General features: G+C 52.4%; 23 protein-coding genes and 1 tRNA gene. 19 read left to right on the top strand and 5 right to left on the bottom strand.

Annotation, left to right across the window (positions count from 1 at the left end; translation table 11 throughout):
* Window positions 1–3: 3 nt before the first annotated feature.
* Window positions 4–720 carry a RadC family protein gene (gene radC / locus AC6I9Z_RS12785; RefSeq protein WP_461456176.1) on the bottom strand — a complete coding sequence of 239 codons (717 nt, stop codon included), beginning with the start codon at window positions 718–720 and terminating at the stop codon, window positions 4–6.
* A gap of 159 nt (window positions 721–879) precedes the next feature.
* On the opposite strand from radC, the gene AC6I9Z_RS12780 reads away from it, so the two are divergent.
* From AC6I9Z_RS12780 to AC6I9Z_RS12710, 15 genes are all read left to right on the top strand, one after another.
* The gene (locus AC6I9Z_RS12780; RefSeq protein WP_461456175.1) at window positions 880–4,065 is read left to right on the top strand and encodes an intermembrane phospholipid transport protein YdbH family protein; all 3,186 of its coding nucleotides are present in this window, start codon (window positions 880–882) and stop codon (window positions 4,063–4,065) included.
* Window positions 4,066–4,111: 46 nt separating this feature from the next.
* On the top strand, window positions 4,112–4,309 hold the full coding sequence (locus AC6I9Z_RS12775; protein WP_109357678.1) for a YnbE family lipoprotein: 198 nt from the start codon (window positions 4,112–4,114) through the stop codon (window positions 4,307–4,309).
* Complete coding sequence (locus AC6I9Z_RS12770; RefSeq protein ID WP_461456174.1) at window positions 4,309–4,704, top strand: YdbL family probable chaperone protein; 396 nt, start codon at window positions 4,309–4,311, stop codon at window positions 4,702–4,704. Before AC6I9Z_RS12775 ends, AC6I9Z_RS12770 begins: the two co-directional genes overlap by 1 nt.
* A gap of 237 nt (window positions 4,705–4,941) precedes the next feature.
* Entirely contained in the window at window positions 4,942–5,256 is a 315-nt protein-coding gene (locus AC6I9Z_RS12765) for an AtpZ/AtpI family protein (RefSeq protein WP_254054382.1), read from the top strand.
* A gap of 36 nt (window positions 5,257–5,292) precedes the next feature.
* A complete protein-coding gene (locus tag AC6I9Z_RS12760; RefSeq protein WP_461456173.1) occupies window positions 5,293–6,075 on the top strand; it encodes a F0F1 ATP synthase subunit A in 783 nt (260 codons plus the stop codon).
* 52 nt (window positions 6,076–6,127) lie between these two features.
* Window positions 6,128–6,355, top strand: a complete 228-nt coding sequence (locus AC6I9Z_RS12755; RefSeq protein WP_108809819.1) for a F0F1 ATP synthase subunit C — start codon at window positions 6,128–6,130, stop codon at window positions 6,353–6,355.
* A gap of 72 nt (window positions 6,356–6,427) precedes the next feature.
* Complete coding sequence (locus AC6I9Z_RS12750) at window positions 6,428–6,922, top strand: F0F1 ATP synthase subunit B family protein (RefSeq protein WP_461456172.1); 495 nt, start codon at window positions 6,428–6,430, stop codon at window positions 6,920–6,922.
* The gene (locus tag AC6I9Z_RS12745) at window positions 6,915–7,493 is read left to right on the top strand and encodes a F0F1 ATP synthase subunit B family protein (RefSeq protein ID WP_461456171.1); all 579 of its coding nucleotides are present in this window, start codon (window positions 6,915–6,917) and stop codon (window positions 7,491–7,493) included. Before AC6I9Z_RS12750 ends, AC6I9Z_RS12745 begins: the two co-directional genes overlap by 8 nt.
* 65 nt (window positions 7,494–7,558) lie before the next feature.
* Window positions 7,559–9,475 (top strand): excinuclease ABC subunit UvrC, encoded by a 1,917-nt coding sequence (gene uvrC / locus AC6I9Z_RS12740; protein WP_461456170.1) that lies wholly within the window; start codon window positions 7,559–7,561, stop codon window positions 9,473–9,475.
* Window positions 9,468–10,202, top strand: coding sequence for a DNA repair protein RecO (recO, locus tag AC6I9Z_RS12735; protein WP_461456921.1), 735 nt, complete (start codon window positions 9,468–9,470; stop codon window positions 10,200–10,202). Before uvrC ends, recO begins: the two co-directional genes overlap by 8 nt.
* Window positions 10,203–10,249: 47 nt before the next feature.
* Complete coding sequence (leuB, locus tag AC6I9Z_RS12730; RefSeq protein WP_461456169.1) at window positions 10,250–11,299, top strand: 3-isopropylmalate dehydrogenase; 1,050 nt, start codon at window positions 10,250–10,252, stop codon at window positions 11,297–11,299.
* Window positions 11,300–11,323: 24 nt separating this feature from the next.
* On the top strand, window positions 11,324–12,532 hold the full coding sequence (locus AC6I9Z_RS12725; protein WP_461456168.1) for a trans-sulfuration enzyme family protein: 1,209 nt from the start codon (window positions 11,324–11,326) through the stop codon (window positions 12,530–12,532).
* Between the two features lie 18 nt (window positions 12,533–12,550).
* Window positions 12,551–12,949, top strand: a complete 399-nt coding sequence (apaG, locus tag AC6I9Z_RS12720) for a Co2+/Mg2+ efflux facilitator ApaG/CorD (RefSeq protein WP_109356778.1) — start codon at window positions 12,551–12,553, stop codon at window positions 12,947–12,949.
* Window positions 12,946–13,740: a LysR family transcriptional regulator gene (locus AC6I9Z_RS12715; RefSeq protein ID WP_461456167.1), complete on the top strand. Its 795-nt coding sequence runs from the start codon at window positions 12,946–12,948 to the stop codon at window positions 13,738–13,740. The genes apaG and AC6I9Z_RS12715 overlap by 4 nt, the downstream gene beginning before the upstream one ends.
* Window positions 13,737–14,279, top strand: a complete 543-nt coding sequence (locus tag AC6I9Z_RS12710) for a GNAT family N-acetyltransferase (RefSeq protein WP_461456166.1) — start codon at window positions 13,737–13,739, stop codon at window positions 14,277–14,279. Before AC6I9Z_RS12715 ends, AC6I9Z_RS12710 begins: the two co-directional genes overlap by 4 nt.
* A gap of 1 nt (window position 14,280) precedes the next feature.
* Here AC6I9Z_RS12710 and AC6I9Z_RS12705 read toward each other — a convergent pair whose 3' ends face one another.
* The 3 genes from AC6I9Z_RS12705 to AC6I9Z_RS12695 form a co-directional block, all read right to left on the bottom strand.
* The gene (locus tag AC6I9Z_RS12705; protein ID WP_461456165.1) at window positions 14,281–15,507 is read right to left on the bottom strand and encodes a serine hydrolase; all 1,227 of its coding nucleotides are present in this window, start codon (window positions 15,505–15,507) and stop codon (window positions 14,281–14,283) included.
* An 82-nt stretch (window positions 15,508–15,589) separates the two neighbouring features.
* Complete coding sequence (gene parE / locus AC6I9Z_RS12700; protein ID WP_461456164.1) at window positions 15,590–17,578, bottom strand: DNA topoisomerase IV subunit B; 1,989 nt, start codon at window positions 17,576–17,578, stop codon at window positions 15,590–15,592.
* A 92-nt stretch (window positions 17,579–17,670) separates the two neighbouring features.
* Window positions 17,671–18,345 (bottom strand): GcrA family cell cycle regulator, encoded by a 675-nt coding sequence (locus AC6I9Z_RS12695; RefSeq protein WP_109356783.1) that lies wholly within the window; start codon window positions 18,343–18,345, stop codon window positions 17,671–17,673.
* A 126-nt stretch (window positions 18,346–18,471) separates the two neighbouring features.
* Here AC6I9Z_RS12695 and AC6I9Z_RS12690 point away from each other — a divergent pair, with 126 nt between their 5' ends.
* Window positions 18,472–19,329 carry an ABC transporter permease gene (locus AC6I9Z_RS12690; protein WP_461456163.1) on the top strand — a complete coding sequence of 286 codons (858 nt, stop codon included), beginning with the start codon at window positions 18,472–18,474 and terminating at the stop codon, window positions 19,327–19,329.
* A 13-nt stretch (window positions 19,330–19,342) separates the two neighbouring features.
* Here AC6I9Z_RS12690 and hspQ read toward each other — a convergent pair whose 3' ends face one another.
* A complete protein-coding gene (hspQ, locus tag AC6I9Z_RS12685) occupies window positions 19,343–19,723 on the bottom strand; it encodes a heat shock protein HspQ (RefSeq protein ID WP_461456162.1) in 381 nt (126 codons plus the stop codon).
* A gap of 151 nt (window positions 19,724–19,874) precedes the next feature.
* On the opposite strand from hspQ, the gene AC6I9Z_RS12680 reads away from it, so the two are divergent.
* The 3 genes from AC6I9Z_RS12680 to AC6I9Z_RS12670 all read left to right on the top strand — a co-directional run bounded on the left by AC6I9Z_RS12680 (window position 19,875) and on the right by AC6I9Z_RS12670 (window position 24,300).
* A tRNA-Ser gene (locus AC6I9Z_RS12680) sits at window positions 19,875–19,964 on the top strand.
* A gap of 193 nt (window positions 19,965–20,157) precedes the next feature.
* Window positions 20,158–21,945 carry an HAD-IB family hydrolase gene (locus AC6I9Z_RS12675; protein ID WP_461456161.1) on the top strand — a complete coding sequence of 596 codons (1,788 nt, stop codon included), beginning with the start codon at window positions 20,158–20,160 and terminating at the stop codon, window positions 21,943–21,945.
* A 9-nt stretch (window positions 21,946–21,954) separates the two neighbouring features.
* A complete protein-coding gene (locus tag AC6I9Z_RS12670; protein WP_461456160.1) occupies window positions 21,955–24,300 on the top strand; it encodes a glycerol-3-phosphate 1-O-acyltransferase in 2,346 nt (781 codons plus the stop codon).
* Window positions 24,301–24,314: the final 14 nt, after the last annotated feature.

The raw sequence follows: 24,314 nt of genomic DNA, 5'->3' as shown, positions 1-24,314 counted from the left end.
GTACTAGATCAAACCTTTTGATCGAAAGGATGTGTGGCCGTCGATACCGATGATGATATGGTCATGTACCGCAATGCCGAGTTTTCTGCCGGCATCGCATATATCCTTGGTAACGGCGATATCCTGACGGCTGGGTGTGCTATCACCACTCGGATGATTGTGGACCAATATTATCGCCGCAGACCCGAGTTCCAGCGCTCGTTTGATGACTTCTCTTGTGTAGATCGCCGCCTGATCGATCGAGCCTTCGCTGACCAACTCATCACGGATCAAACGGTTTTTGCTGTTAAGATGCAATACCCGGACCCTTTCGTGGACAAGATGCGCCATATCCGCGCGAAGATAGTCCAGTAGCGCTTGCCAGCTTGTCAGAACCGGTTGTTCACGGACGGGCTCGGAAACCATGCGTAGCGCGGCTGCCTGTACAATCTTGATCGCCGCCGTGCTGTTTTCGCCCATTCCCGTTACCTTTCTGATCGATTCCCCATCGGCTGTCAGTAGTGCTGACAGACTACCAAATGTATCGATAAGGTCCTTTGCCAACGGTTTCGTGTCTTGTCGCCTGATGGCTAGAGCAAGCAGATATTCGACGAGCTCGTGATCCAGAAGTGCTTCGCTGCCACCGTTTAGCAAGCGTTCACGCAGTCGGGCGCGATGGCCTTCGCCGTGATGGCCTTTTGTGTTTCGTTTGGATTTTTGGGCGTTATCCAGAGCGGGCATGGCCGAACTATAGATTGTTTGTCGGGAAATGAGATAAGAAAGCCCATTAACCTGCTGAATTGGCCGAATATGTCCAATTCCAAAAAAATGACGTAAAAACTATTCGTCCTGCGCACTTGTACATTGCAACTTAAGCTAGACTTCTGCATTTCAATCGCCATGGAGGAAGAAACCGACCAAGGTCCGATAGGGCGCCGATTGGGGCGACGGCTATTTGTCTATCTGGTCCTGTTTCTGTTGCTGGTCGGCTTTCTCATCTTGTGGTTCAGTCGGATCACTATTGCCGATAATTTCGTCCGCTCGCAGCTCAATGATCTGGACATAGAGGCGAGTTACGAGATCGAAGATATCGGTTTGCGAAAGCAGGTCATCCGCAATTTGGTAATTGGCGATCCCCAGCAGCCTGATTTGACAGCGGACCTGGTGGAAATCGGAAATAGTGTGGGGACAGGCGGGGCCGGAATAAACTGGGTCCGAGCAACAGGGGTCAAGGCATTTGGTCGTTTGCAAGACGGTAAACTGTCCCTTGGAGCACTGGACAAGTTTTCGGATCCGGAAGATGATAGTCCTCTGGCACTGCCTGATATTGCACTGACCGTTGAAAGCGCGCAATTGCGGATCGATAGCGACTTTGGTGCGGTTGGGTTGGCGTTAAACGGCGCTGGCAACTTGCATGACGGCTTTGAAGGTGAGCTCGCTGCATTGAGCAAAAGCCTGAATTTGGGCGGCTGCTTGATTTCCGATCCCAGTTATTTTGGGGAGATTGCGATCAGCCAGCGCAAACCCCGTTTGAATGGTCCATTGCGCCTTCCCGATGTGCAATGTCCCGATCTGGACTTGTCAGCGAAAGATATCGGCGTTCAGCTTGCATTGGAACTGGGTCAGGATTTTACAAGCTGGTCAGGCGATGCCGGTATATCGGGCGGACCACTGGTTTACGCCGATTATAGTGCCAAGGAAGTAAAATCGACAATTGGCTTTAACGGCGATCTAGACCGCAGCAGTGGCAATATTGATCTGACAACAAGTGAAGTGGCTTCACCTTATGGTCGCGCGAACATTGCGCGGGTTAGTGGACCTTTTCAAATTGGCTATGGCGATGATCCGATAACAGCGCGGTTTGAGGGCGCGCCTGAAATTCGGTCAGCAAAATTATCCACCAGCATGCTCGGGCAAACGGCACGGCTGGCAACGTCGACGGATGGGACGCCGATCGGACCCATTGCGGCAAAGCTGGCAAAAGCGATTCGTAACGCGGGCAATTCTCTCAATCTAACCAGCGATGTCCGATTTGATACAGGAGCGGCGGGAACCAAATTGGCGATTAATGCGCTAAATGCAACTTCCCGTTCCGGTGGAGAGATGGCGTTGGATGACGCGATCTTGCTTACCTTTGTCGGCGATGATGTGAGGATGCTCGCGCAAGGCGATTTCCTGCTCAATGGCGGCGGTTTCCCCGACGCCAGAATAGATTTGAATGACGGCAGCCTCTCACGCGGTTTTGCCGGCAGCGTAAATATGGCCGCTTATCAGGCCGGAACAGCGAAACTCAATATTCCAAGCCTCAGCTTTGCGCCTGCGCCCGGCGGCGGAACGAATTTCGATGGTCGCTTGATCCTGTCCGGCCCACTACCAGACGGCCGGATTACAGGTCTTCAGGTACCGGTTAACGGCAGTTTTGGTGGGCGAGGGGGCTTTTCCCTGTTCCGCGAATGTGTCGATTTGCAATTTGCCAGTTTGCGCTCAGCGTCTTTTGTCGCTGGGCCGACCCGCACACGGCTTTGTCCTGAGAACAGTCGCGGCATCGTGTCCAGCGAGGGCGGCGACCTCAATGTCGCGGCCCGCGCGCCGTCTTTTGATCTGAACGGTACTGTTGGTGGAACACCACTTGTCCTGTCCAGCGGTGCGCTTGGTTTTTCCATGGCCAATGGTGTCACGGCACAGGATGTTTCCCTCCGCATGGGCACAGCCGACAGTATGACGAAACTTGACATGGCGCGCCTCAGTGCCGCTTTCGGGCAAACGATCACCGGCAAAATCACCGGCGCACAGGGGCAGATCGCGAACGTTCCCTTGCTATTAAATGATGTAGAGGGTGACTGGCGCTATCTCGATGGCGCGTTCCTGGCTGACGCACAGCTGCGTGTGCGGGACGAAGAGCAGGTTGAACGCTTTCGCCCGCTGATCAGCAAAAATGTCCAGATCAAATTTTCTGACGGTCAAATTACCGCTGAAGGCTTGTTGCGGGAACCAACGACAGAACGTGCGGTGGCGGCCGTCAACATTCTTCATGTGTTGGACAGTAGTACGGGCGAGGCCGTGATAGAGGTTTCCGGGTTAACCTTTGACGACCGTTTGCAGCCAGAATTGCTGACGCCTTTAACGCTTGGTGTAGTTGCCAATGTCGACGGTACCGTGACGGGTAACGGAAGAATCAATTGGGATGCAGCCGGTGATGGCGTCCGCAGTACGGGCAGATTTCAGACGGACTCTATCAATCTCGCCGCAGCCTTTGGACCGGTTACCGGACTGTCCGGGGTAATAGAATTTTCCGATTTGCTTGGTCTCGAAACCACGGAGGGGCAGCTTGTTCGGATGGCAGAGGTCAATCCAGGTGTTGCGGCCTTTAATGGCCAGCTTTTCTATCGTCTGTTACCTGATTATAAAATGCAGGTGGAAGGCGGCCAATGGCCCTTTGCCGGCGGAATGCTTTATCTCGAACCGACTATCCTTGATCTGGGTGAGGACGCGGAGCGGCGGTTGGAATTCACCGTTGTTGGTGTCGATGCTGCACAGTTTTTGACACAATTTGATTTTGAAAACATCACGGCTTCGGGGGTTTTTGATGGGAAATTGCCAATGGTCTTTGATCAGGATGGCGGCCGGATTGCCGGAGGGTATCTGGTGGCGCGCAAAGGCGGCGGCTCGCTATCCTATATTGGTGAATTGACCTACGAAGATATGGGAACCTTCGCAAACTTCGCCTTTAACGCGTTGAAATCGCTTAAATATGAGCAGCTAACGATCGGCATGGACGGTGCTATTGATGGTGAGATTATCACCGAAGTGAAATTTGCCGGGCTGCAGCAAGGTGATAGTGCGAGCAAAAATTTCTTCACGAAGCAAATTGCCAAGGTGCCCCTTGAATTCAATGTCCGCATTCAGGCGCCTTTCATGCAGCTGATGAGCAGTGCAAAGGCCTTTTATGAACCAGAAATACTTGTGGGGCAGAATTTACCAGCCCTGCTTAGAGCGCAGGAAGAGCGGGCCGCAGAGGCGGCAAAAGCATTGCAAGACAATCCTGAATCAACTGTTCAGCCATGGGAAAGCGACAATGAGCCATAAGATATGCCAATTGACGGATCGGTCTGGAAATGCGATTCGATCAATTATGAGGAATAGGAAGACAACCGGCCTGATATCTGGTGTCGCCTTGGGGCTAAGTGCCGTTCTGGCAGGATGTGTGCAGGTTTCTGCGCCAGATAAACCCATCGTGATCAACCTGAATATCAATATTAAACAAGAGGTCGTGTATCGTCTGGATGGCGATGCGAAGGATTTGATTAACAGTGAAGCGGAGATTTTCTGATGTTTGAGTTTATACGGAAAAATAAGGCGGCTGCCATCATTGGTGGCTTGGCTTTGACCGCAATTGTTGCGACGCCGGTCATGGCACAGCGCGATCCAGCCTATGCAGCAGCACGCGCTTCTGGCGCAATTGGTGAGAAGCCTGATGGCTATCTCGGTTATGTGAGCTCTCCATCGGCATCGGTGAAAGCCATGGTCGAAGATTTGAACATCAAGCGCAAGGCGGCCTATACCCGCAAGGCTCAGGAAACCAACTCGACGGTGGAGCAGTTTGCTTTTACCTCGGGATGCAATCTGATCATGCGCACGGTGGCTGGTGAGAAATATCAGGCACCCAATGGCAGCTGGCAGACCAGAACTTCGGCCGCGCCAACGCGTGACTCGCGCTGCCCGTAAGGTCATTTGGAGATATTATTATTACAACGGGCGCGCCGCCAAAATCGGCGTGCCCTTTTTCGTTTCAAATCACTGATTTTTTATCGAATTTTCTGCAGTGCAGCATCGCTGTTGACTTGACGCACCCGCTTTTCTAAACGGGCGCGGTTAGCGGGGCTGCTCGCTGTCGTGAGTAGAACCATATTAATCGGCTTTTCCGCTGATTTTCAATAGTTTTACAAAGAATCACGGCAGAGAATGGACCTGGTAAATCTGATGGACGATGATGCAAAGATAGAGGCGCTGAAAAAGCGGATCGATCAGGCAACATCAGAAGAAGCGGTCAGATCAGGCAAAACCCAAAAAGGGGTCGATGATAATTATCGGCTCGGAAATCGGGTTTTGGCGGATTTGATTGCAGGCATTGGTGGCGGTGCTTTGGTCGGCTGGGTGCTCGATCATTTTATCGGGACCTCGCCATGGCTTCTTTTGGTTTTCCTGTTTCTGGGGATCATCGTGGCATTCAGGAATATTATTAAACTCTCAAACGAGAGCGCAAAGAAGCATAAATGACTTTTGCGCACCGTTTAGAAAACAGGGGTCCCTTGCGTGGCGACTGAAGAAGGTAAAATCGATCCAATGTACCAATTTGAGGTACAGACGATTTTGGAAGGCTTTTCACTAGGCGGACAGCAGATTGCGTTTACCAATAGCGCGGTCTGGATGCTGGTTGCAGTCGCTGGGCTCTGGGTATTCATGCTGGGCGGCATGAAGCGGGAGCTGGTTCCTGGTCGCTGGCAGATGATGGTTGAGGGTTTTACAGGCTTTATCGACAATATGATGGAGGCCAATATCGGTCCCGCTGGCCGCAAATATGCGCCTTATGTGTTTTCCCTATTCATGTTTATCCTTTTTTCGAACGTTTTTGGCCTGCTGCCGGTAGGCGTTTTTGGATTGCATCCCTTTACCGTTACAAGCCATCTGACCGTGACCGGCGTTTTGGCGATCATGAGTTTCTCAATTGTGCTGATTGTTGGCTTTGCCAAACATAAGCTTCATTTCTTTTCGCTGTTCATCCCGCACGGGACGCCGCTTCCGATGATACCATTCATCTTCATCGTTGAGCTATTGTCCTTTCTGGTCCGTCCTTTCAGCCTCGCTCTGCGTCTTTTTGTCGCAATGACTGCGGGTCATATCTTACTGAAAGTTCTGGCTGGTTTCGTGATCAACAGCACCAACGCTGGTGCCGGTTATGGCGTACTGGTTGGTATCCCAAGTTTTGCGCTGATGATTGGTATCAGCGCTCTCGAATTGCTGGTGGCGGTGGTGCAGGCCTATGTCTTTGCATTGCTGACATCGCTTTACATAAATGATGCGGAAAACCTGCATTAATTTGAAACAAGACTTTATTTCCAAACGATATTTTTGAACAGGAGTTATTATCATGGACGCAGAAGCAGCAAAATTATTGGGCGCAGGTCTGGCAGCAATTGGTGCCGGTGTAGCCGCCGTAGGTGTGGGTAACGTATTCGGAAGCTTCTTGGAAAGCGCACTGCGCAATCCATCCGCTGCTGACGGCCAACAGGGCCGTTTGTTCATCGGCTTTGCGGCTGCTGAGCTTTTGGGTCTGCTGGCATTTGTTGTCGCAATGATCCTGATTTTCGTTGCCTAACATATGATATGAAACCGGCGGGGTGGCAGAAACGCCGCTCCGCTGTTTCAAACTATTGGAGCCTCTGGTTCGATGCCACAAATTGATCAAATTGCCGCAACCTATGGATCTCAGATTTTCTGGCTTTTGCTGACTTTCGGGTTCACATTCCTTGTTATCGGTTTAGGCATGTTTCCGAAAATCCAGGGCACGGTTGATGCTCGGGATAAGCGGATTGCAGACGATCTGGAAGCGGCACGCACAGCCAATTCCAAGGCGGACGAGCTGGAAGAAAGCTATCGCGTCAAAATGGAAAAAGACCGTAGCGAGGCTCAAGCTGTGGTGGAAGCCAGCAAGGCGAAAGCCAATGCAGCTGCCGAGAAGCGCAAAACCAAGGCTAATGCCGATATTGCCGCGAAACTGGCAGCGGCAGAATCGGATATCAAGGCACGCTCCGACGAAGCCCTGAAAGAAATTGAAGGCGTTTCAGCGGAAGTTGCAAAAGATATGGTTGCCAAAATCTCGGGCGCGAAAGTGACCAAAGCGGCGGCTTTGAAGGAAACAAAGGCGGCTTTGAAACATGGTTGATTTCGCTATTCTCGCTTCAGCTGCGACTGACATTGCAATGCTGGCATCAGGTGCTGGTGAAGAGCATGTTACGCCTTCCGTATTTGGGATCTTCAATGCAACCGTATTTGTTTCGCTGTCGATGTTGGTGGTTATCGGCCTGGTCCTCTGGAAAAAAGTTCCTGCCGCGATCGGCGCATCGTTGGACAAGAAAATCGCCGATATTCGAGAACAGCTCGATGAAGCCAAGAAGCTACGGGAAGAATCCGAAGAGCTTCGCGCGAAATATGAATCCCGTTTGCGGGCGGCCGATGACGAAGCAGCTGAAATTTTGGCACAAGCCGAAAGCGAAGCAGAACTGGTTGTCGCAGACGCGAAGAAAGCGACTACAGACCTGATTGCACGTCGGAAGAAGATGGCGGAAGACAAGATCGCTGCTGCAGAACGTTCGGCGATTGCCGACGTTCGTGCCAAGGCTGCTGGAGCGGCAACAATCGCAGCCCAGAACCTGATCGCTGCTAAACATGATGCGGCAGCAGACAAGTCAATGATCGACAAAACGATCAGTGATCTCGGTACAAAGCTTAACTAAGATAAGGTAATTCTGGTTTGGACTGGGTGCTGGTAATCATCAGCGCCTGCGCCTAGATATATTCTATGTCCGGCCCGCAATCTCCTGACCGTTTTAACGAAGAAAAAGCCACCTATTCAGTGCGCGGTAACGAGACACCCGATCTCGAAACCGGCATGGCCGCGATCCGCGAAACATTGAAAACCCTGCCAACGCGACCGGGCGTCTACCGGATGCAGGATAGTCGCGGTGATGTGCTCTATGTGGGCAAGGCGCGATCGCTGAAAAACCGGGTTGGTTCCTACGTGCAGATGAATCGCTTGCCGCACCGTTTGTTGCGGATGGTTGCGCAGACCCGGTCAATGACAATTGTGACGACGGGCAGTGAGGCGGAGGCGTTGCTGCTCGAAGCGCAGCTGATCAAGAAATTTCGACCAGCTTACAACGTTCTGTTGCGCGACGATAAGAGCTTTCCGTTCATCCTGTTGCGCGAAGATCATGATTTTCCGCGTATCCAGAAACATCGAGGGGCACAGAAAGCCAAGGGCAAATATTTCGGTCCCTTTGCCAGTGCCGGTTCGGTAAACCAGACGCTCAACGCCTTGCAGAAACTCTTCCTGCTGCGGTCGTGTACGGACAGCTTTTTCAACAACCGTTCGCGGCCCTGTTTGCTCTATCAGATCAAGCGCTGTTCGGCGCCATGTGTCGATCGGATCACCAAGGAAGATTATGCCGAGCTGGTTGAGGATTCTCGGAATTTTCTCTCTGGCAAATCGACTGAGGTGCAACAAAAGCTCGGCGCCCAGATGGAACGGGCCTCTGAGCAACTCGATTTCGAGATGGCGGCTCTATATCGTGACCGATTAAAGGCGCTCACCTTCATTCAGGGCAATCAAGCGGTGAATGCAGCTGGTCTTCCAGATGCTGATATATTCGCGCTGGCGGCTAAAGGATCGACGGTTTGCATACAGGCTTTCTTCATTCGTGGGGGTCAGAATTGGGGGCACCGCAGCTTTTTCCCGGCGCACACCAATAATGTTGAGATTGAGGAAGTTCTCTCCAGTTTTCTGATGCAATTCTATGATCGTATGCCGCCGCCAAAGCTCGTGTTGCTAGACCGGGATTTGCCCGATGAGGAGTTACTGGCAGAGGCTTTGGGAACACGAGCTGACTATAAAGTCAGCGTATCCCGACCCCAGCGCGGGGATCGTTTAAAACTGCTCAAACAAGCAATTCGCAATGCAGAAGAAGCGCTTGACCGCCGGCTTGCAGAATCATCGACACAGGCGAAGATTATGCGCGAGATGGTCGATTTGCTTGAGCTTGATACAGTACCGGATCGCATCGAAATCTACGATAACAGTCATATTCAAGGCACGAATATGGTCGGCGGCATGGTGGTCGCTGGCCCGGAAGGTTTTCGAAAGAGTGCCTATCGCAAGTTCAACATTAAAAACCCCGATACCAAACCAGGTGACGATTTTGCGATGATGCGCGAGGTGCTGGAACGCCGTTTCGCGCGGGCACAGAAAGAAGACCCTGATCGTGAGAAGGGCGAATGGCCCGATCTTGTACTTATTGACGGTGGCAAGGGGCAAATGAGTGCTGCCAAGGATGCACTTGCAGAAATCGGGGTTGAGGATGTCAACATGATTGGCGTGTCCAAGGGACCGGATCGCAACGCTGGGCGCGAAACGTTCCACTTCATGGATGGGCGCGAGTTGAACCTACCAATAAACAGCCCCGTTCTATTCTATCTTCAGCGGCTGCGGGATGAAGCACATCGCTATGCGATCGGTGCCCATCGCCAGAAGCGCGCCAAGTCTATTGGCCATAGTTCTCTGGATGACGTTCCAGGTATTGGTCCTGCGCGAAAGCGCGCGATGTTGCTGCATTTCGGCACGGCACGAGCGGTGAAAAACGCGTCGCTGGAAGATCTGCAAGGCGCGCCCGGGGTTTCGGCGACTGTGGCGCAGAAAGTATATGACTATTTCCATGGCTAGTCTGCGCACTTCCGCAATCATCTGTTCAGTCCGCCAGCATGGCGAGCATGGCGCGGTCGTGCGGTCTTTGACGCCCGAAAACGGCTTGATGGCGGGATATGTCAGGGGCGCGAGGTCGCGGACAATGCGGCCCATTCTCATTCCGTCGAACATCGTTCAGGCCGACTATCGTGCACGAACAGAGGATCAACTGGCATCGATGACTGCTGAACTGCAGCAAAGCCGTGGCGCTTATCTTGGTGAACCGCTCGCTAGCGCTGCGCTCGAATGGGTTACGGCGTTAACAGCAGCAATCCTTCCTGAAGAGCATAGTTACCCGCAGCTGCACAGTGCGCTTTCAGCGTTGCTGGACGCTATATGCGGTGCGCCATCTGCTAAAGGATGGGTAGTCGCTCTTGTGCGTTATGAGTTACTTCTGCTGTCCGAACTGGGATTTGGTCTGTCACTGGATAAATGTACCGTGACGGGGGATGCAGATGACCTGGTGTTCATCAGCCCCAAAAGTGCGACGGCGGTTAGCCTGGGGGCGGGCCAGGTTTATAGGGACAAGCTGTTGCCATTGCCGCGGTTTTTGAAGGAACCAGCTACCCCCGACTGGGATGATATTTTTGATGGTCTGAAAGTCACCGGATTCTTCCTCAAGCGGCATTTTTTCGAGGATCGTCGCAATGACGTCATGGCGTCCCGCACGGTTTTGGTGGATCGCTTAAAAAGGGTGGTTGCCTAATCTCTTCAGGCGCGGCAGGGATGCGAGCAAAGAGTTGAGGAAAAAGCATGCATATTGCGGTACTCGCCGGCGACGGCATAGGTCAGGAAATCATGACGGAAGCCTTGCGCGTGTTAGAAGCGATGGGGCTGCACGATCTGCAGCTGGATCAAGCCGATGTCGGCGGAGTGGCTTACAAAAACCATGGTCATCCATTGCCGCCGGCGACACTCGAATTGGTGATGGCCACCGATGCCGTCTTGTTCGGGGCTGTTGGTGATCCCGACTGTGACGATCTGGACCGTCACCTGCGTCCTGAGCAAGCGGTGCTGGGGTTGCGCAAGGAAATGCAGACATTTGCGAACCTGCGCCCGGCCAAAGCCTTTGCTGGCCTTGAAAACCTGTCAGCGTTGAAACCGGATATTGCCGGTGCAATCGATCTGCTGATCTTGCGGGAACTGACCGGTGATATTTACTTTGGTGAAAAGGGCCGACGGACGACAGATGCCGGCTTGCGAGAAGGCTATGATATCATGGCCTATGACGAGGAAGAGATTAGCCGCATCGCACATGTCGCTTTCAAGGCCGCTCAAGGACGTCGCAAGAAACTTTGCTCCGTAGACAAGGCCAACGTCCTGCAAACATCGGTGCTCTGGCGCGAAGTCGTAAATGAAGTCAGTGCCGATTATCCCGATGTCGAGCTCAGCCATATGTATGTCGACAACGCGGCAATGCAGCTGGTGCGCAATCCTGGTCAATTCGATGTCATGCTGACCGGCAATATTTTTGGTGACATCCTGTCTGACCAAGCGAGCATGTGTGTCGGGTCGATAGGTCTGCTGGCATCAGCCTCCCTGGGTACTGGAACGAAAGGCCTATATGAGCCTATTCACGGCAGCGCGCCTGACATCGCGGGGCAGGGCATTGCCAATCCCTCTGCAATGATATTGTCCGCTGCGATGATGCTGCGCCACAGTTTCGGGTTGGAGGAAGAAGCTGTACGGATTGAGCGGGCCGTCGCTGATGTATTGCAGCAGGGCATATTGGGGCATGATCTGGGTGGCAGCGCTTCCACGAAGGAAATTGGCGATGCCGTCGTCGCGCGGCTTGCCAGTTAAGCGTCAACAGGCTTAGGAAAAGACATGAAAAGAGATACCGGCCAAAACAGAGAGATTACGAAAAACTGGCGCCCTGCCACAAAAGCCATCCGTAGCGGCACGATGCGCAGTGAATTTGGAGAGACGTCGGAGGCGATGTTCCTAACCTCTGGCTATTCCTATGATTGCGCGGAAGACGCCGCAGCACGGTTTAACGGCGAGCAATCAGGCATGACCTACAGCCGGTTGCAAAATCCGACGGTGCAAATGTTGGAAGAACGGATCGCATTGATGGAAGGCGCAGAGGCATGCCGGGCCACGGCTTCTGGCATGGCGGCAATGACGGCCGCCTTGTTGTGTCAGTTGCAGACGGGTGATCATGTCGTGGCCAGCCGCGCGCTTTTTGGTTCTTGTCGCTGGTTAACGGACTCGCTACTTCCGAAATTCGGTATCGATACCACCGTCATCGATGGCCGCGAAATCGAGAATTGGGAAAAGGCCATCACACCCAAGACCAAGGTTTTCTTTTTTGAAACGCCAGCCAATCCGACCATGGATGTTATTGATTTACGGACAGTCTGTGATTTGGCGCGCGCCAAAGGCATTACCAGCGTTGTCGACAATGCTTTTGCCACCAATGTGCTGCAACGACCGATGGAATTCGGCGCTGACGTTGTTGCCTATAGCGCCACCAAGATGATGGATGGGCAGGGGCGTGTGCTGGCCGGTGCGGTATGTGGCAGCGAAGAGTTTATCGAGGAAACCTTGCTTGCGTTTACCCGAAATACGGGCCCCACACTCAGTGCTTTCAATGCCTGGGTCGTGCTGAAGGGACTCGAGACGCTCGACTTGAGGATTCGCAAACAGAGCAATAATGCCATTGAGGTGGGCAAGTTTTTGGAGCAGCGGATAGAGAAAATATTGCATCCCGGTCTGCCCAGCCACCCGCAGCATAATCTGGCGATGAGCCAGATGGAAGCGACAGGACCGATCTTCTCGCTGTACGTGGGTGGTGGTCGAAAACAGGCCCATGGGCTTCTTAATGCATTGAATTTGATAGATATTTCGAACAATATTGGGGACAGTCGATCGTTAATGTGCCACCCCGCGTCGACCACCCATCATGGCTTGGGTGAAGACGCGAGATTGGAAATCGGGATTAGCGAAGACATGCTGCGGATCAATGTAGGCCTGGAAGATCCCGCCGATTTGGTTGAAGATTTGGATCAGGCCCTTTCGTCTATTGGTCTTTGACGCTATTGTAAGAAGATGATGCAGGCGTTCTTCCCATTTTCAGAAACTACCGACGGTGTGACCGTTCGGGTGTCGGTCACATTTTTACCGGAACAATCGGACATTGACGGTTTGCGCTGGTTCTGGGCCTATCATATTCGCATAGAGAATGAACGCGATAGCGCGGTTCAATTGATGACCAGACATTGGCGAATTTCCGATGCCCGGGGTGCCCTGCACCGGGTCGATGGCGATGGTGTTATTGGTGAGCAGCCGATTATCCAGCCCGGCAAGTCGCACGATTATGTATCAGGTTGTCCGCTCAACACGCCAAGCGGCGCGATGGCGGGACACTTCATGTTCGTAGGAGAAGAACCAGAAGCTTTTGAAGTTCGCATTCCTCATTTCCCTCTTACTGCACCTACTGTAGAGCAATGAAGCGTACGCATTTGCCGCTTAACGGGCTTCGTGTGCTCGATGCCGCCGCTCGGCACCTCAGCTTTACACGGGCGGCTGATGAGCTGGCGGTGACACCGGCTGCCGTTGGACAGCAAATCCGTGCGCTGGAAGACATGCTTGGCGTTGTCATGTTTCGTCGCACTCCAAAAGGACTGGAACTGACAGACGAAGCGGCCGCTGGCCTCGACGCACTGCGATCCGGCTTTCTGGAATTTGAAGATGCGGTGCGGGCTATGCAGGCCGGTCAGTCTTCCCATAAGCTTACAATTGCAGCTCCGCGCGATTTGACCGCGAAGTGGTTGAATGAACGGCTGGCAAGCTTTTCACAGGACAACAAAGATGTCAGTTTCGCACTGGTTGCATCAGAAGGCGGCGCGGATTTTACCGAAGCCAATCTGGATGTGGCGATTGGCCTGACAGATGGTCCCGGCGATAATGAAGGTGTGATCATTGGTGACACGATGTTTGTCAAAGTGGCTGCTCCCGGCGGGAAGGCCGGACAGAAAATTGACTGGCCCGGCTGTCCTATATCGGAAGGTGAAGAAACCTTGATGCGCGTGGCAGATGGTGGTTTGGCAATAGAGGCCGCTGCCAACGGATTTGGGCATGCCTGGGTACCCAAGATGTTGGTACAGCAGGATATTGCAGCAGGACGGGTAGAAGTTATCGGAGAGGACAGCAAATCCTCTCGCGGCTATTGGCTGGTGGCCCCGCTTCCCCAATGGCGGCAGAAAAAGGTCAAGGCACTGGTCGCTGCGCTAACAGTATGACCTTCCCTATTTTGCCGACGGAGCGGTTGCGTTTGCGTCCTTTGCGTGTCGATGACGCTGAAGTTCTTCATCCCGTTTTTGCGGATGAAGAACTGATGCGCTGGTGGTCTAGCGGACCGCATGAAACAGTCGCGGAAACGCGGGACTATGTGGCCCAGAATTGCGAAGGCACGCGCTGGCGAACTTGGGCGATCACTACAGTCCAAGACGATACGGCGCTGGGTTGGGTTGTCCTTATAAGATCGGAAGGCCGACCGAATGTTAGAGAAATTGGTTATATTCTGAACCGTTCTGCTTGGGGAACGGGAATAGCGCGAGAAGCTGTTAACAGGGTAATCCAATATGGCTTCGAAGAACTTGGTCTTCGGCGCATCTACGCAGATGTTGATCCTGATAACTTGCCTTCAATCAAGCTGCTGAAGATTTTGGGCTTTCAACAGGAAGCGCATTTGCGGCAGGAATGGGAAACACATATCGGAATCCGAGACAGTTTGATTTTTGGATTGCTGCGTGATGATTGGCAGGATGTCAGTCGATAATTTAACGAGCGGCAACCAGATTCAACAATCGGTTCATCATCAGAGTGAATTCGTCATTGTCTACGGGCGCCTCGATGTTGTTCCAGCTTCCTGAAACCGCATAGGTCTTGCCCGATTTCGACTTGGTCAAAAAGGCGAGGGATATGACGCCCGGCTCCGAACCGCCTTTGCCGCCAATATAGTTCCAGCGCAAAGCATCTCCCGGCGGAATCAGAGGGTTGATTTTGAGGATTTTCTTCACGACCGGATCCTCGATATTATCGATCATTTCCAATAGGCCTGTTATATCGGAAGGCGATGCAAACCATTCAATCGTATCGATATGCTGTGGTTTATTGGCAAGGTTGCTGATTTCAATCGATTCCGGTGTAAGGCCGATATTATATCTGCTCAGCAGGTCCCGTTGCTCACCATCGCCTGCGCCAATGTAGAGCCTACGAACATCGGCATTATGGGGCATTTTGAGGTCAAAAAATTCGACCGTGCTCAACATCGGAAGCATTTTTTCAGGCGCGCTGTGACCGCTTTTATAGACCAGATCATCGATCGCCTTACTGCCGAGTTCGGTCATCAATATATCCGTTGCTGTATTATCGCTCACGGAAATCATCAGTGTCGCTAAGGCTTGCAGCGTCATCGGAGTTCGATCCGGCCAGTCTTGCAAAATTCCGGATGGCAATGACTTTCTATAAAGAGGAACAACGTCGCGCCAACTTCGGTCGCTATCGGCTATTTTGGTTGAGAGTGCGGCAAGGACATAGAGTTTGAATGCGGAGCCGATAGCAAATTGTCGATCCGCATTTAGAGATTCTATGATGCTTGCTTGATCTGCACCGATTTCGGCGATCTCGAACCCAGCAGCGCCAGGTAGTGCTTCCATCTCCCGCTTGATCTTGTCGATGCTGTCGTCGGTCATATTGGCACCGGTGACCTGCAGTCCGATCACAGGATAAGGCGCGGCACTATCCAGAACCATGCGCATTGCCAAGGTGGCTTTGGCATAAGAAATCTCGACGGTGCCATCTTGTTTGCTTGCCGGGATGATACGGGCGATGGACAATGGCTCGCCATATTGGTTTTGGAGCTGTGTCACCAGCGCTCGAAACTGCGTTACAGGTATCGCGTCAAGAAACGAGCTTGCAAAAAAGCTCTCTTCTTTTTGTGATCCTTTTAGAATTTCGAGAAGTTCGGACGCGCGGTCCTGATATTCAGAAGAAACAGCTGTCATTTGTTCCGCCCTTGCTGGAGAGGGAACCCCTGTAGAAAACATAACGACAAGTGCTGCGAAAAGCCAGAACCGGACAAACCGGTCAGGCATCAATGGCTTCCTCATCAAGGCTGGCCGCGTTTTGCTGGATGAAATTGAACCGGTGCTCCGGGTTTTTGCCCATCAGGCGGTCAACGAGATCCTTCACAACCGCGCGGTTCTCATATTCCTGGGGCAGGGTCACGCGATACAAGGATCGCGTATCAGGATCCATGGTGGTCTCTTTAAGCTGACCCGGGTTCATCTCGCCAAGGCCTTTGAACCTGCTGACTTCAACCTTTTTGCCCTTGAACGGTCCATTCTCGATTTCGGCCCGCGCTTCGTCATCTTGCGCATAGAGGCTCTTGCCGCCAGCGGTCAGGCGATAGAGCGGCGGTCGGGCAAGAAACAAGTGACCCTGGCGAACAAGCTCTGGCATTTCCTGAAAGAAATAGGTCATCAGCAGCGTTGCGATATGCGCGCCATCGACATCGGCGTCGGTCATGATGATCACGCGCTCATAGCGTAAATTGTCCGGATCACAGTCTTTGCGGGTGCCGCAGCCCAATGCCAGCGTCAGGTCGGCAATTTCCGAGTTGGCAAAAATCTTGGCACTAGCGGCAGAAGCAACGTTGAGGATTTTGCCGCGTATCGGCAGGATCGCCTGCGTTTTTCGGTTGCGTGCCTGTTTGGCAGAACCGCCAGCACTGTCGCCCTCGACGATAAACAATTCGGTTCCGGCCGGGTCATTGCCAGAGCAATCGGTAAGCTTGCCGGGCAGGCGTACTTTACGGCCACTGGTCGCGGTTTTGCGCTTCACTTCGCGCTCGGCCTTGCGTTTCAAACGCTCTTCCATGCGCTCCATGACGAAGCCGAGCAGCGCCTTGCCGCGGTCCATATTGTCCGTCAGGAAATGATCGAAATGATCACGTACTGCATTTTCGACATATTTCGCTGCTTCAGGCGAGGTCAGCCGGTCTTTGGTCTGACTTTGAAATTGTGGTTCGCGGATAAATACGGATAACATCATCTCGCCGCCTGAAATGATATCATCGGCCGTGAGTTGCGCAGCTTTCTTTACCTGCACCAGTTCACCAAAGGCACGCATGCCCTTGACCAACGCGTTGCGCAGACCGGTTTCATGGGTGCCGCCATTGGGTGTCGGAATGGTGTTGCAATACCAGCTATAGCTGCCATCGGTCCAGATCGGCCAAGTGATGGCCCATTCGACCCGACCAGCGCTGTCCGGAAATTCCTGATTGCCGGCAAAGAAATCTGTCGTGACGCACTCCCGCCCGCTCAGTTGCTCGCGCAAGTGGTCGGAAAGCCCACCGGGGAATTGGAATACGGCTTCTGCGGGAATCTCTTCGCTGGCCTGTTCTGGATCACATTTCCAGCGGATTTCCACACCCGCGTAGAGATAGGCTTTGGACCTAGCCATCTTGAACAGGCGGGAAGGCTTGAATCTATTGCCTTCCCCAAAAATTTCGGTGTCTGGAACAAAGGAAATGCTGGTACCGCGCCGATTTGGCGTGCTGCCCACTTCTTCCAGTTTTGAAACAGCATTGCCTTGTGAAAATGATTGGCGATAGATGGTTTTGTTGCGCGCCACTTCCACAACAGTGTCAGAGGATAGGGCATTGACAACCGAGACACCAACGCCATGCAGGCCACCTGAAGTGGCATAAGCTTTGTCCGAAAACTTACCACCGGAGTGCAAGGTAGTCATAATGACTTCCAGCGCTGACTTATCCGGAAATTTGGGATGGGGATCAACCGGGATACCGCGGCCATTGTCAGTGACAGTCAAACGGTTGTCGCTATCAAGTGTGATCTCGATACGGCTGGCATGGCCGGCCACCGCTTCGTCCATGCTGTTGTCGATGACCTCTGCTGCCAGGTGATGCAGCGCGCGCTCATCAACGCCGCCGATATACATGCCGGGACGTTTGCGGACAGGCTCTAGCCCTTCCAATACCTCAATTGCAGAGGCATCATATTCACCGGATTTTGTATTGGTTGGCGGATCACCGCCAAAAAGATCATCAGACATAATGATCCTATAAGAGTGTGAGAGTCAGACTGGCAAGAGGCTTGTTGGGCCTCCTGCCAAATGGTCTGTAAAATAACGTCTTATTGCTTGATTCAACGAACTCTGGGGCCACCAAAGGGCAGTGGTGGCGGTGCACGCCGTGCGCCGCGTGGCAACTGTGCCTGAAATGCTCTGCCGCAATGCTCTACGCAATATGGGAAGCCCGGATTGACCTCTTCACCGCAGAAATGAAAGTCCGGTTCACCAGGATGGTTCATCGGCCAGCGGCAAATTTTATCGTTCAAGTCCAACAGACTGGTTTTGTCAGCAATTTCCTCACTGGGTTTGGCAGGAACCAGACGCCGCGGCGGTGCGGGTGGAATGGGTGCCTGCTGATCACCAGGGCCCTGACGCAAAAAGCCGCCAGGTCCAACGGATACGATTTTGGGTCCGTCAGGCTTCGGCATTTTGGACTGTTGCGCAGCATGTGTGCGAGCAGCGGGCGTTGGTGGCGGCATCGCGCGGCGAGCTACATGTTCTTCTTTCTGCTTGGGTTTCTTGGTCGCTTTGACCGCTGCCTTTTTCGGCTTGGGAGCCGGTTTATCGCCCTTTGCCGTCTTCGCTTTGGCTTTCACTGGTGATGGGCGGGATTTCAGGCCGAGGCGATGCGCCTTGCCGATTACTGCATTCCTGCTAACGCCGCCCAATTCTTCGGCGATCTGGCTCGCTGTCAGGCCTTTTTCCCACATTTGTTTCAAATGATCGATACGTTCGTCGGTCCAAGCCATGCAAAATCCTAATCTGTTCCACTACTGCGCCCAATATAAGTCTTGTCGCCGCATATTCAATCATATGCGAATGGCCAAGATAATATGGGTTGTGATTGCTGTCCGGAGCAGATAGGCGAAAAGCCTATGTTAGACCAGCCTAAAAATAACAATTCTGACCAATCCGAGTTTATTCCACAGACTTATGCCGAGCCCGGTGTGCCGGCCATACGTGGCGTCAACTGGGGAGGTTTCCTGGCGCTTTACTGGAAGGAAGTACGCCGCTTTTTTAAGGTACAGCTTCAAACTGTCTGGGCGCCGTCGATTACTACCTTGCTATTTTTAGTGATTTTTACCGTAGCATTGGGCAGGGGAGATCGCACTGTCCTGGGGGTGCCGTTTGCTGATTTCATTGCACCGGGCCTGATCTGCATGGGGATGATTCAAAACGCCTTCGCTAACAGCAGTTTTTCGCTTTTGGTCGGAAAAATTCAAGGTACAATCGTAGATTATCTTATGCCGCCATTGTCTGTCGGCGAATTGCTCGCAGGCCTCGTCGGAGCTGCAATAACCCGGGCAGCACTGGTTGGTTTCGCTGTTTGGCTGGCCATGGCACTTTGGCCGGGCGTTAATGTCAGCGTAAATCATTGGTGGGCCGTGCTCTGGTTCGGTTTTATGGGCTCAGCAATGCTAGCGCTGCTTGGTGTTCTCACATCGATTTGGGCGGAAAAATTCGATCATGCGGCAGCTGTGACCAATTTTGTTGTGGCTCCCGCAGCCTTACTATCAGGGACATTCTATTCGATTGACAGGCTGGCCCCCACATTTCAGGCGTTCAGTCACTTCAATCCGTTTTTCTACGCGATTTCCGGTTTTCGCTACGGGTTTCTGGGCGCAGCCGATTCCCCGATAATTGTCGGTTCTTTTGTTCTGCTGGGGATTAATATTGGGCTGACAGCCCTTTGCTATATTCTCTTGTCAAAGGGCTGGAAGATCAAATCCTAGTTCTTCGACAGGATTAGTGCCGGTGAATCCGGTGGAGCTTGTACTTGCCGTCATCTTCGGCTTTGAACATCTTTCCGACTTCGGGATGCATAACGGGCTCTCCGCTATCGTCTTCGAGCAGATTTTGTTGACTGACATAGGCCACATAACTGCTATCTGCATTTTCGGCCAATAGATGATAAAATGGCTGGTCCTTTGAAGGCTGCAAGTCTTTTGGAATGGCATCATACCATTCATCGCTGTTAGCAAAGACCGGATCAATGTCATAAATCACGCCGCGAAAATCAAATAAGCGATGTTTTACCACGTCGCCTATCGTGAAATTCGCATTTAACACGGGCGGCGTGCCTTTTGGCAGCGGATTGGTGGACGCAAGATATTTGGTTTGAGCCATAGTTCTAATCTAATCAGTTCCGGTACAGATGCAAGCACCGGTCATTTGCTTATCATCGCTGTTTCTCGCTTGGCAAATCATAAATCATGGTCTAAGCGCGCCGCAGATTCGACGCTTATGGCTGCTCAGGCCATGGTTTCCAACCAAGTGCGGAGAGGTGCCAGAGTGGTCGAATGGGGCGGTCTCGAAAACCGTTGTGCGAGCGATCGTACCCAGGGTTCGAATCCCTGTCTCTCCGCCAAACTGGATCACTAAGCGCGCGAGAGCCTGGCATTCGACGTCGGTGTATGAATTCTGCTAGTTGCCTCATATCCGGACAAAGTGGTCTGCTCTGTCGTCTAATATGCATTTTGACCAATAAAGACTGGGAAACGCAGTATTTTTTTGGCAGGATGAGCTAAGGCCGGGTGGGTCTGGATTATTTGAGGGTTAATATGGCTGATCGGGTTTCCCATTTGCAGGACGTGCTAGAGGCGCCTGACGGGCCGCATATTGGTGCGTTGTTTGATTTTGATGGCACAATTATTGCCGGCTACTCTGCCACAGCCATGTTATGGGAAAAGATCAAGCGCCGGGAGATGACTGCGGAAGAGCTGGTCGAAACTGCTAATGTAATGGCCCAATACAGCATGGGGAGCATGGGCTTTTCTGGCTTAATGTCAGCTGCCTCGAAATTCATGAAAGGCGTGACCGAAGACAGCTATTTTGAGTTTGGCGAAGAGCTTTATGAAAAACACATCGCGCGCAAAGTTTACCCGGAATCCCGTGAACTTATTGAAGCGCATATTGCGAAGGGTCATACTGTTGCGATCGTTTCGTCGGCTACCATTTACCAGATTGAACCCACCGCGCGGGATCTGAATATCGAGCATGTGTTATGCTCACAATATGAAGTTGAAAACGGAGAATTTACTGGAAATATCATCCGTCCGCTCTGCTTTGGCGAGGGCAAGGTTATCGCTGCGGAAAGACTTGCGAAAGAGCACAAGCTGGATTTGAGCAAGAGTTATTTCTATTCAGATAGTGATGATGATCTGGAGTTGTTGGAGCGGGTCGGTAAACCACGGCCGTTGAATCCCAACGGCAAGCTTACTGAAATTTCCAAGGAACGTGGTTGGCCTCTGCAGAAATTTGACAGCCGCGGGCAAGGCAAGCCGGTTGATTATCTCAGAACGATATATGCCACAGGTTCGCTAGTTACGTCTTTTGTTGCTGGACTGCCGATTTGGGCCTTAACCGGATCTCAGCGGGAGGCGACTAATTTTTCGACAGGACTATTTGGTGACATTGCCACGGCTCTGACGGGCGTGGAGCTGGATATCACTGGCGAAGAAAATCTCTGGGTCAATCGGCCATGTATCTTTGTCTTTAACCACCAGAGCAAGGCCGATGTGATGATCATGGCAAAGCTGGTACGTAAAGATGTTGGCGGCATTGCCAAGAAAGAGGTGAAGGATACGCCAATTATCGGCAAGGTCATGGAGATGGCCGGAACCGTATTTGTTGACCGGGCCGATGGCCGCAACGCCATCAAGGCGATGGAGCCATTGGTCGACGCGATCAAAATTGACGGCAAATCAATTTGTATTGCGCCCGAAGGGACCCGGACATTGTCGCCGAAAGTGGGGCCATTCAAGAAAGGTGCTTTCCATCTGGCGATGCAAGCTGGTGTCCCGATGGTTCCGATTGTTATCCACAATGCTGGCGATGTGGCTCCTAAAAATGAATTTGTGATGCGACCGGCCACGGTGAAAGTCGATATTTTGCCGCCGGTCGATACCAGTAAGTGGAAAAAATCAACGCTTGATGCTCATGTTGCCGAGGTACGAGGCATGTTCCTGGAAGCCTTGGGGCAAGAGGATGAGGAACCCGTGCACGCGCCAGTCAAAACGAAGGCCGCACCCGTCAAGACAGCGTCGAAGCGAACATCCACTGCAAAGACGGTTGGTCGCGGCAAATCAAAAGCAAAGGCTGTTCCCAAGAAAGTGGCTTCGGCTGCGAAGAAGGTTGGGTCGACCCGAAAGCCGACGGTCGGAAAAACAGCGACTGCCGCAAAAGCAACTCCTCGACCTGCTGCTAGAAAAACAGCACCGAAATCTGCAACGCGCAAGCCTGTGGTCAAAAAGCCATCTGTTAAAAAAGCAACGGCCGGCGGCACATCAGCGAGAAAACCTGCGCCCAAAAAGACACCCGCCAAAAAGCCGACAAAAACGAAAAAATAGGGAGCCGGAATGGATGAATCGAAGGCAATAGCAAAGGCGGTACCTCTACTCACACAGGGGCCCAAACTATTTGTCATTGATGCCCGTAACCGGGTGGAGCGACGTCATCTGCTGGATTGGCTCCATACGTCGCTGGCTGAAGGCGGTCCAGACCGGGAGATAAACTGGGTCAGCCTTCCAATATCCGATGAGCGCGCCCGATTGCGGTTAAAAGAGTTGGGCCGAAAACTGGATGCTGATCCTGATACAATGGTGATACCGGTCCGTATTGCCTGGCGCATACCGAATTTCGAGAAGAGCCGGGCTCTCAAAAAACGGCATGCTCTTTTTGGCGATCCCCGGACGCCCGGCAGCTTTCGGGCTCGCATGATACTGGTTCGCAACAAGCGCCGCGCCCATTGCTTGACTGGGCAACCGGCCACTATCGGCGAATTACGAGAGCGATTTGAACATCAAAATGCGCTGCATGCCGAGGGCGACGATGAGAATGAGTTTGCCGGATTTGTGGCGCGTCAGGCTGGTTTGGTTCTCGACATAGAAGAACGCGGCCTTCGTGGGCGGCGGTATAAAGTGCCTCGCTTTGTAGCCGATGGATTGCGTACCAGCTCAAAATTTCGTGCGGCGATGACAGAGCTCGCGACCGATCTGGATAAACCGGAAACGGCTCTGTACGAAGAAGCCAGCAAATATATGAAGGAGCTTATAGCCCGGCCCAGCGCTTTTTTCATCGATATGAAGGCTCGGTTAGATCGCTTCATGCTGTCGCAGGGCTATGAAGATGAGATCGTGTTCGACAAAAACGAGCTGGCGCGATTGCGCAAAACAATGCGCGACCATCCCACCTTGCTGCTCTTCACACACAAAACCTACATTGATGGAGTAACGCCAACTGATCTGGCCTACCAAAATGACCTGCCCATGGTGCATGTTTTTGGCGGAATTAACTTGGATTTCTTTGGACTGGGCTTTGTCTTGCGGCGCGCAGGGACGATTTTTATCCGACGCAGTTTTGAAAACAACCCGGTCTATAAGCTCGTCCTGCGTCACTATGTCAGCTATTTGTTGGAAAAACGCTTCCCGATGACCTGGGCTTTTGAAGGTACGCGCTCACGGCTCGGAAAGCTGATGCCGCCACGCTACGGCCTGCTTAAATATGTCATGGACAGCGCTAATCTGAATGATATTAAAAATGTCCATATCATCCCGGTTGTAACGAGTTTCGATCTGATCCGTGATGTCGAGGAATATGCGACCGAGCAAACGGGGCGGGTCAAAAAGGCAGAGTCGCTGAGCTGGTTTGTCGGCTATCTGCGCAGCCTGCGAGAACCTATGGGCAAGGTCTATGTGGACTTTGGCAAACCCGTTATTGTTGGCAATGCCCCGGAGCCTGATGATCGTATTGGGCTTTCCAAAATCGCTTTTGAGGTGGCAGTGGAGGCCAACCGGGCCACGCCGCTAACGCTGACTTCACTCATGTGTCTCAGTCTGTTGGGTACGGCCCCCCGCGCGATGACGGCCGATGAATTGCGCGCTGTGATTAACTTCTTCGTGGAATGGGCACAGGAACGCTATATTCGGTTCAGCGATGATCTGACCAAGCAAAATCTGGAAGGCATTCAAAGGGTTGTCGATACCTTGGTCAATAGTGGCCTGTTTGTGCGTTACGATCAGGGTTCGAGTACCGTCTACGCTATCCAGCCCGAAAAACATCCACTGGCAAGCTATTATCGCAATTCAATCATTCATCATTTTCTAGACAAGGCAATTATTGAAATGTCTTTGCTTAAGGCTAGGGAAGATAAGGATAAAGTTGCTGCGGACGTATTCTGGGATGAAACAGACAGGTTACGAGACCTGTTCAAATTTGAATTTTTCTATCCGCCGAAGGATGAATATCGCGAAAATCTGAAAGCAGAATTGACCCGCGCTTGCCCGGATTGGCAGATGAAGCTCGATCAGGGCGGCGTTATGCTCAAGAGTCTGACGAACCGGTTTCAACCGCTTATTGGTCACGCAGTATTCTTGCCATTCGTGGAATCTTACACGGTCGTGCTAGATATATTGTCCCGGCTGGAGCCAGGGCAGGTCATTGACAAGAAGCATTGTGTCGAAGAGGCTCTGAAAGAGGGGCGACAGGCATATTTGCTGCGGCGCATCACCAGCGAAGCCTCCATCGGCAAAATTTTGTTCGAAAATGGTTTCAAGATGGCTGCCAGTCAGGATTTAACCGGCGAAACAACCGAAGAAACCATAGCGAACCGAAAAGCTCTGCTTCGCAAATTCCGAGCATTGTCGCGCCGAATGGAAAAATCGAGGCTTGAGGTGCTTAGCCTGGCTGACAAGATTTTTGATTAAGATCACTAGATTTA

Source organism: Parasphingorhabdus sp. (assembly GCF_059726685.1).
This window is presented reverse-complemented; position numbering and strand designations above follow the sequence as displayed.

Coding starts and splice junctions, on each gene's coding strand:
- radC (WP_461456176.1), bottom strand. CDS start 720: ATGCCCGCTCTGGATAACGCCCAAAAATCCAAACGAAACACAAAAGGC.
- AC6I9Z_RS12780 (WP_461456175.1), top strand. CDS start 880: ATGGAGGAAGAAACCGACCAAGGTCCGATAGGGCGCCGATTGGGGCGA.
- AC6I9Z_RS12775 (WP_109357678.1), top strand. CDS start 4,112: ATGAGGAATAGGAAGACAACCGGCCTGATATCTGGTGTCGCCTTGGGG.
- AC6I9Z_RS12770 (WP_461456174.1), top strand. CDS start 4,309: ATGTTTGAGTTTATACGGAAAAATAAGGCGGCTGCCATCATTGGTGGC.
- AC6I9Z_RS12765 (WP_254054382.1), top strand. CDS start 4,942: ATGGACCTGGTAAATCTGATGGACGATGATGCAAAGATAGAGGCGCTG.
- AC6I9Z_RS12755 (WP_108809819.1), top strand. CDS start 6,128: ATGGACGCAGAAGCAGCAAAATTATTGGGCGCAGGTCTGGCAGCAATT.
- AC6I9Z_RS12750 (WP_461456172.1), top strand. CDS start 6,428: ATGCCACAAATTGATCAAATTGCCGCAACCTATGGATCTCAGATTTTC.
- AC6I9Z_RS12745 (WP_461456171.1), top strand. CDS start 6,915: ATGGTTGATTTCGCTATTCTCGCTTCAGCTGCGACTGACATTGCAATG.
- uvrC (WP_461456170.1), top strand. CDS start 7,559: ATGTCCGGCCCGCAATCTCCTGACCGTTTTAACGAAGAAAAAGCCACC.
- recO (WP_461456921.1), top strand. CDS start 9,468: ATGGCTAGTCTGCGCACTTCCGCAATCATCTGTTCAGTCCGCCAGCAT.
- leuB (WP_461456169.1), top strand. CDS start 10,250: ATGCATATTGCGGTACTCGCCGGCGACGGCATAGGTCAGGAAATCATG.
- AC6I9Z_RS12725 (WP_461456168.1), top strand. CDS start 11,324: ATGAAAAGAGATACCGGCCAAAACAGAGAGATTACGAAAAACTGGCGC.
- apaG (WP_109356778.1), top strand. CDS start 12,551: ATGCAGGCGTTCTTCCCATTTTCAGAAACTACCGACGGTGTGACCGTT.
- AC6I9Z_RS12715 (WP_461456167.1), top strand. CDS start 12,946: ATGAAGCGTACGCATTTGCCGCTTAACGGGCTTCGTGTGCTCGATGCC.
- AC6I9Z_RS12710 (WP_461456166.1), top strand. CDS start 13,737: ATGACCTTCCCTATTTTGCCGACGGAGCGGTTGCGTTTGCGTCCTTTG.
- AC6I9Z_RS12705 (WP_461456165.1), bottom strand. CDS start 15,507: ATGACAGCTGTTTCTTCTGAATATCAGGACCGCGCGTCCGAACTTCTC.
- parE (WP_461456164.1), bottom strand. CDS start 17,578: ATGTCTGATGATCTTTTTGGCGGTGATCCGCCAACCAATACAAAATCC.
- AC6I9Z_RS12695 (WP_109356783.1), bottom strand. CDS start 18,345: ATGGCTTGGACCGACGAACGTATCGATCATTTGAAACAAATGTGGGAA.
- AC6I9Z_RS12690 (WP_461456163.1), top strand. CDS start 18,472: ATGTTAGACCAGCCTAAAAATAACAATTCTGACCAATCCGAGTTTATT.
- hspQ (WP_461456162.1), bottom strand. CDS start 19,723: ATGGCTCAAACCAAATATCTTGCGTCCACCAATCCGCTGCCAAAAGGC.
- AC6I9Z_RS12675 (WP_461456161.1), top strand. CDS start 20,158: ATGGCTGATCGGGTTTCCCATTTGCAGGACGTGCTAGAGGCGCCTGAC.
- AC6I9Z_RS12670 (WP_461456160.1), top strand. CDS start 21,955: ATGGATGAATCGAAGGCAATAGCAAAGGCGGTACCTCTACTCACACAG.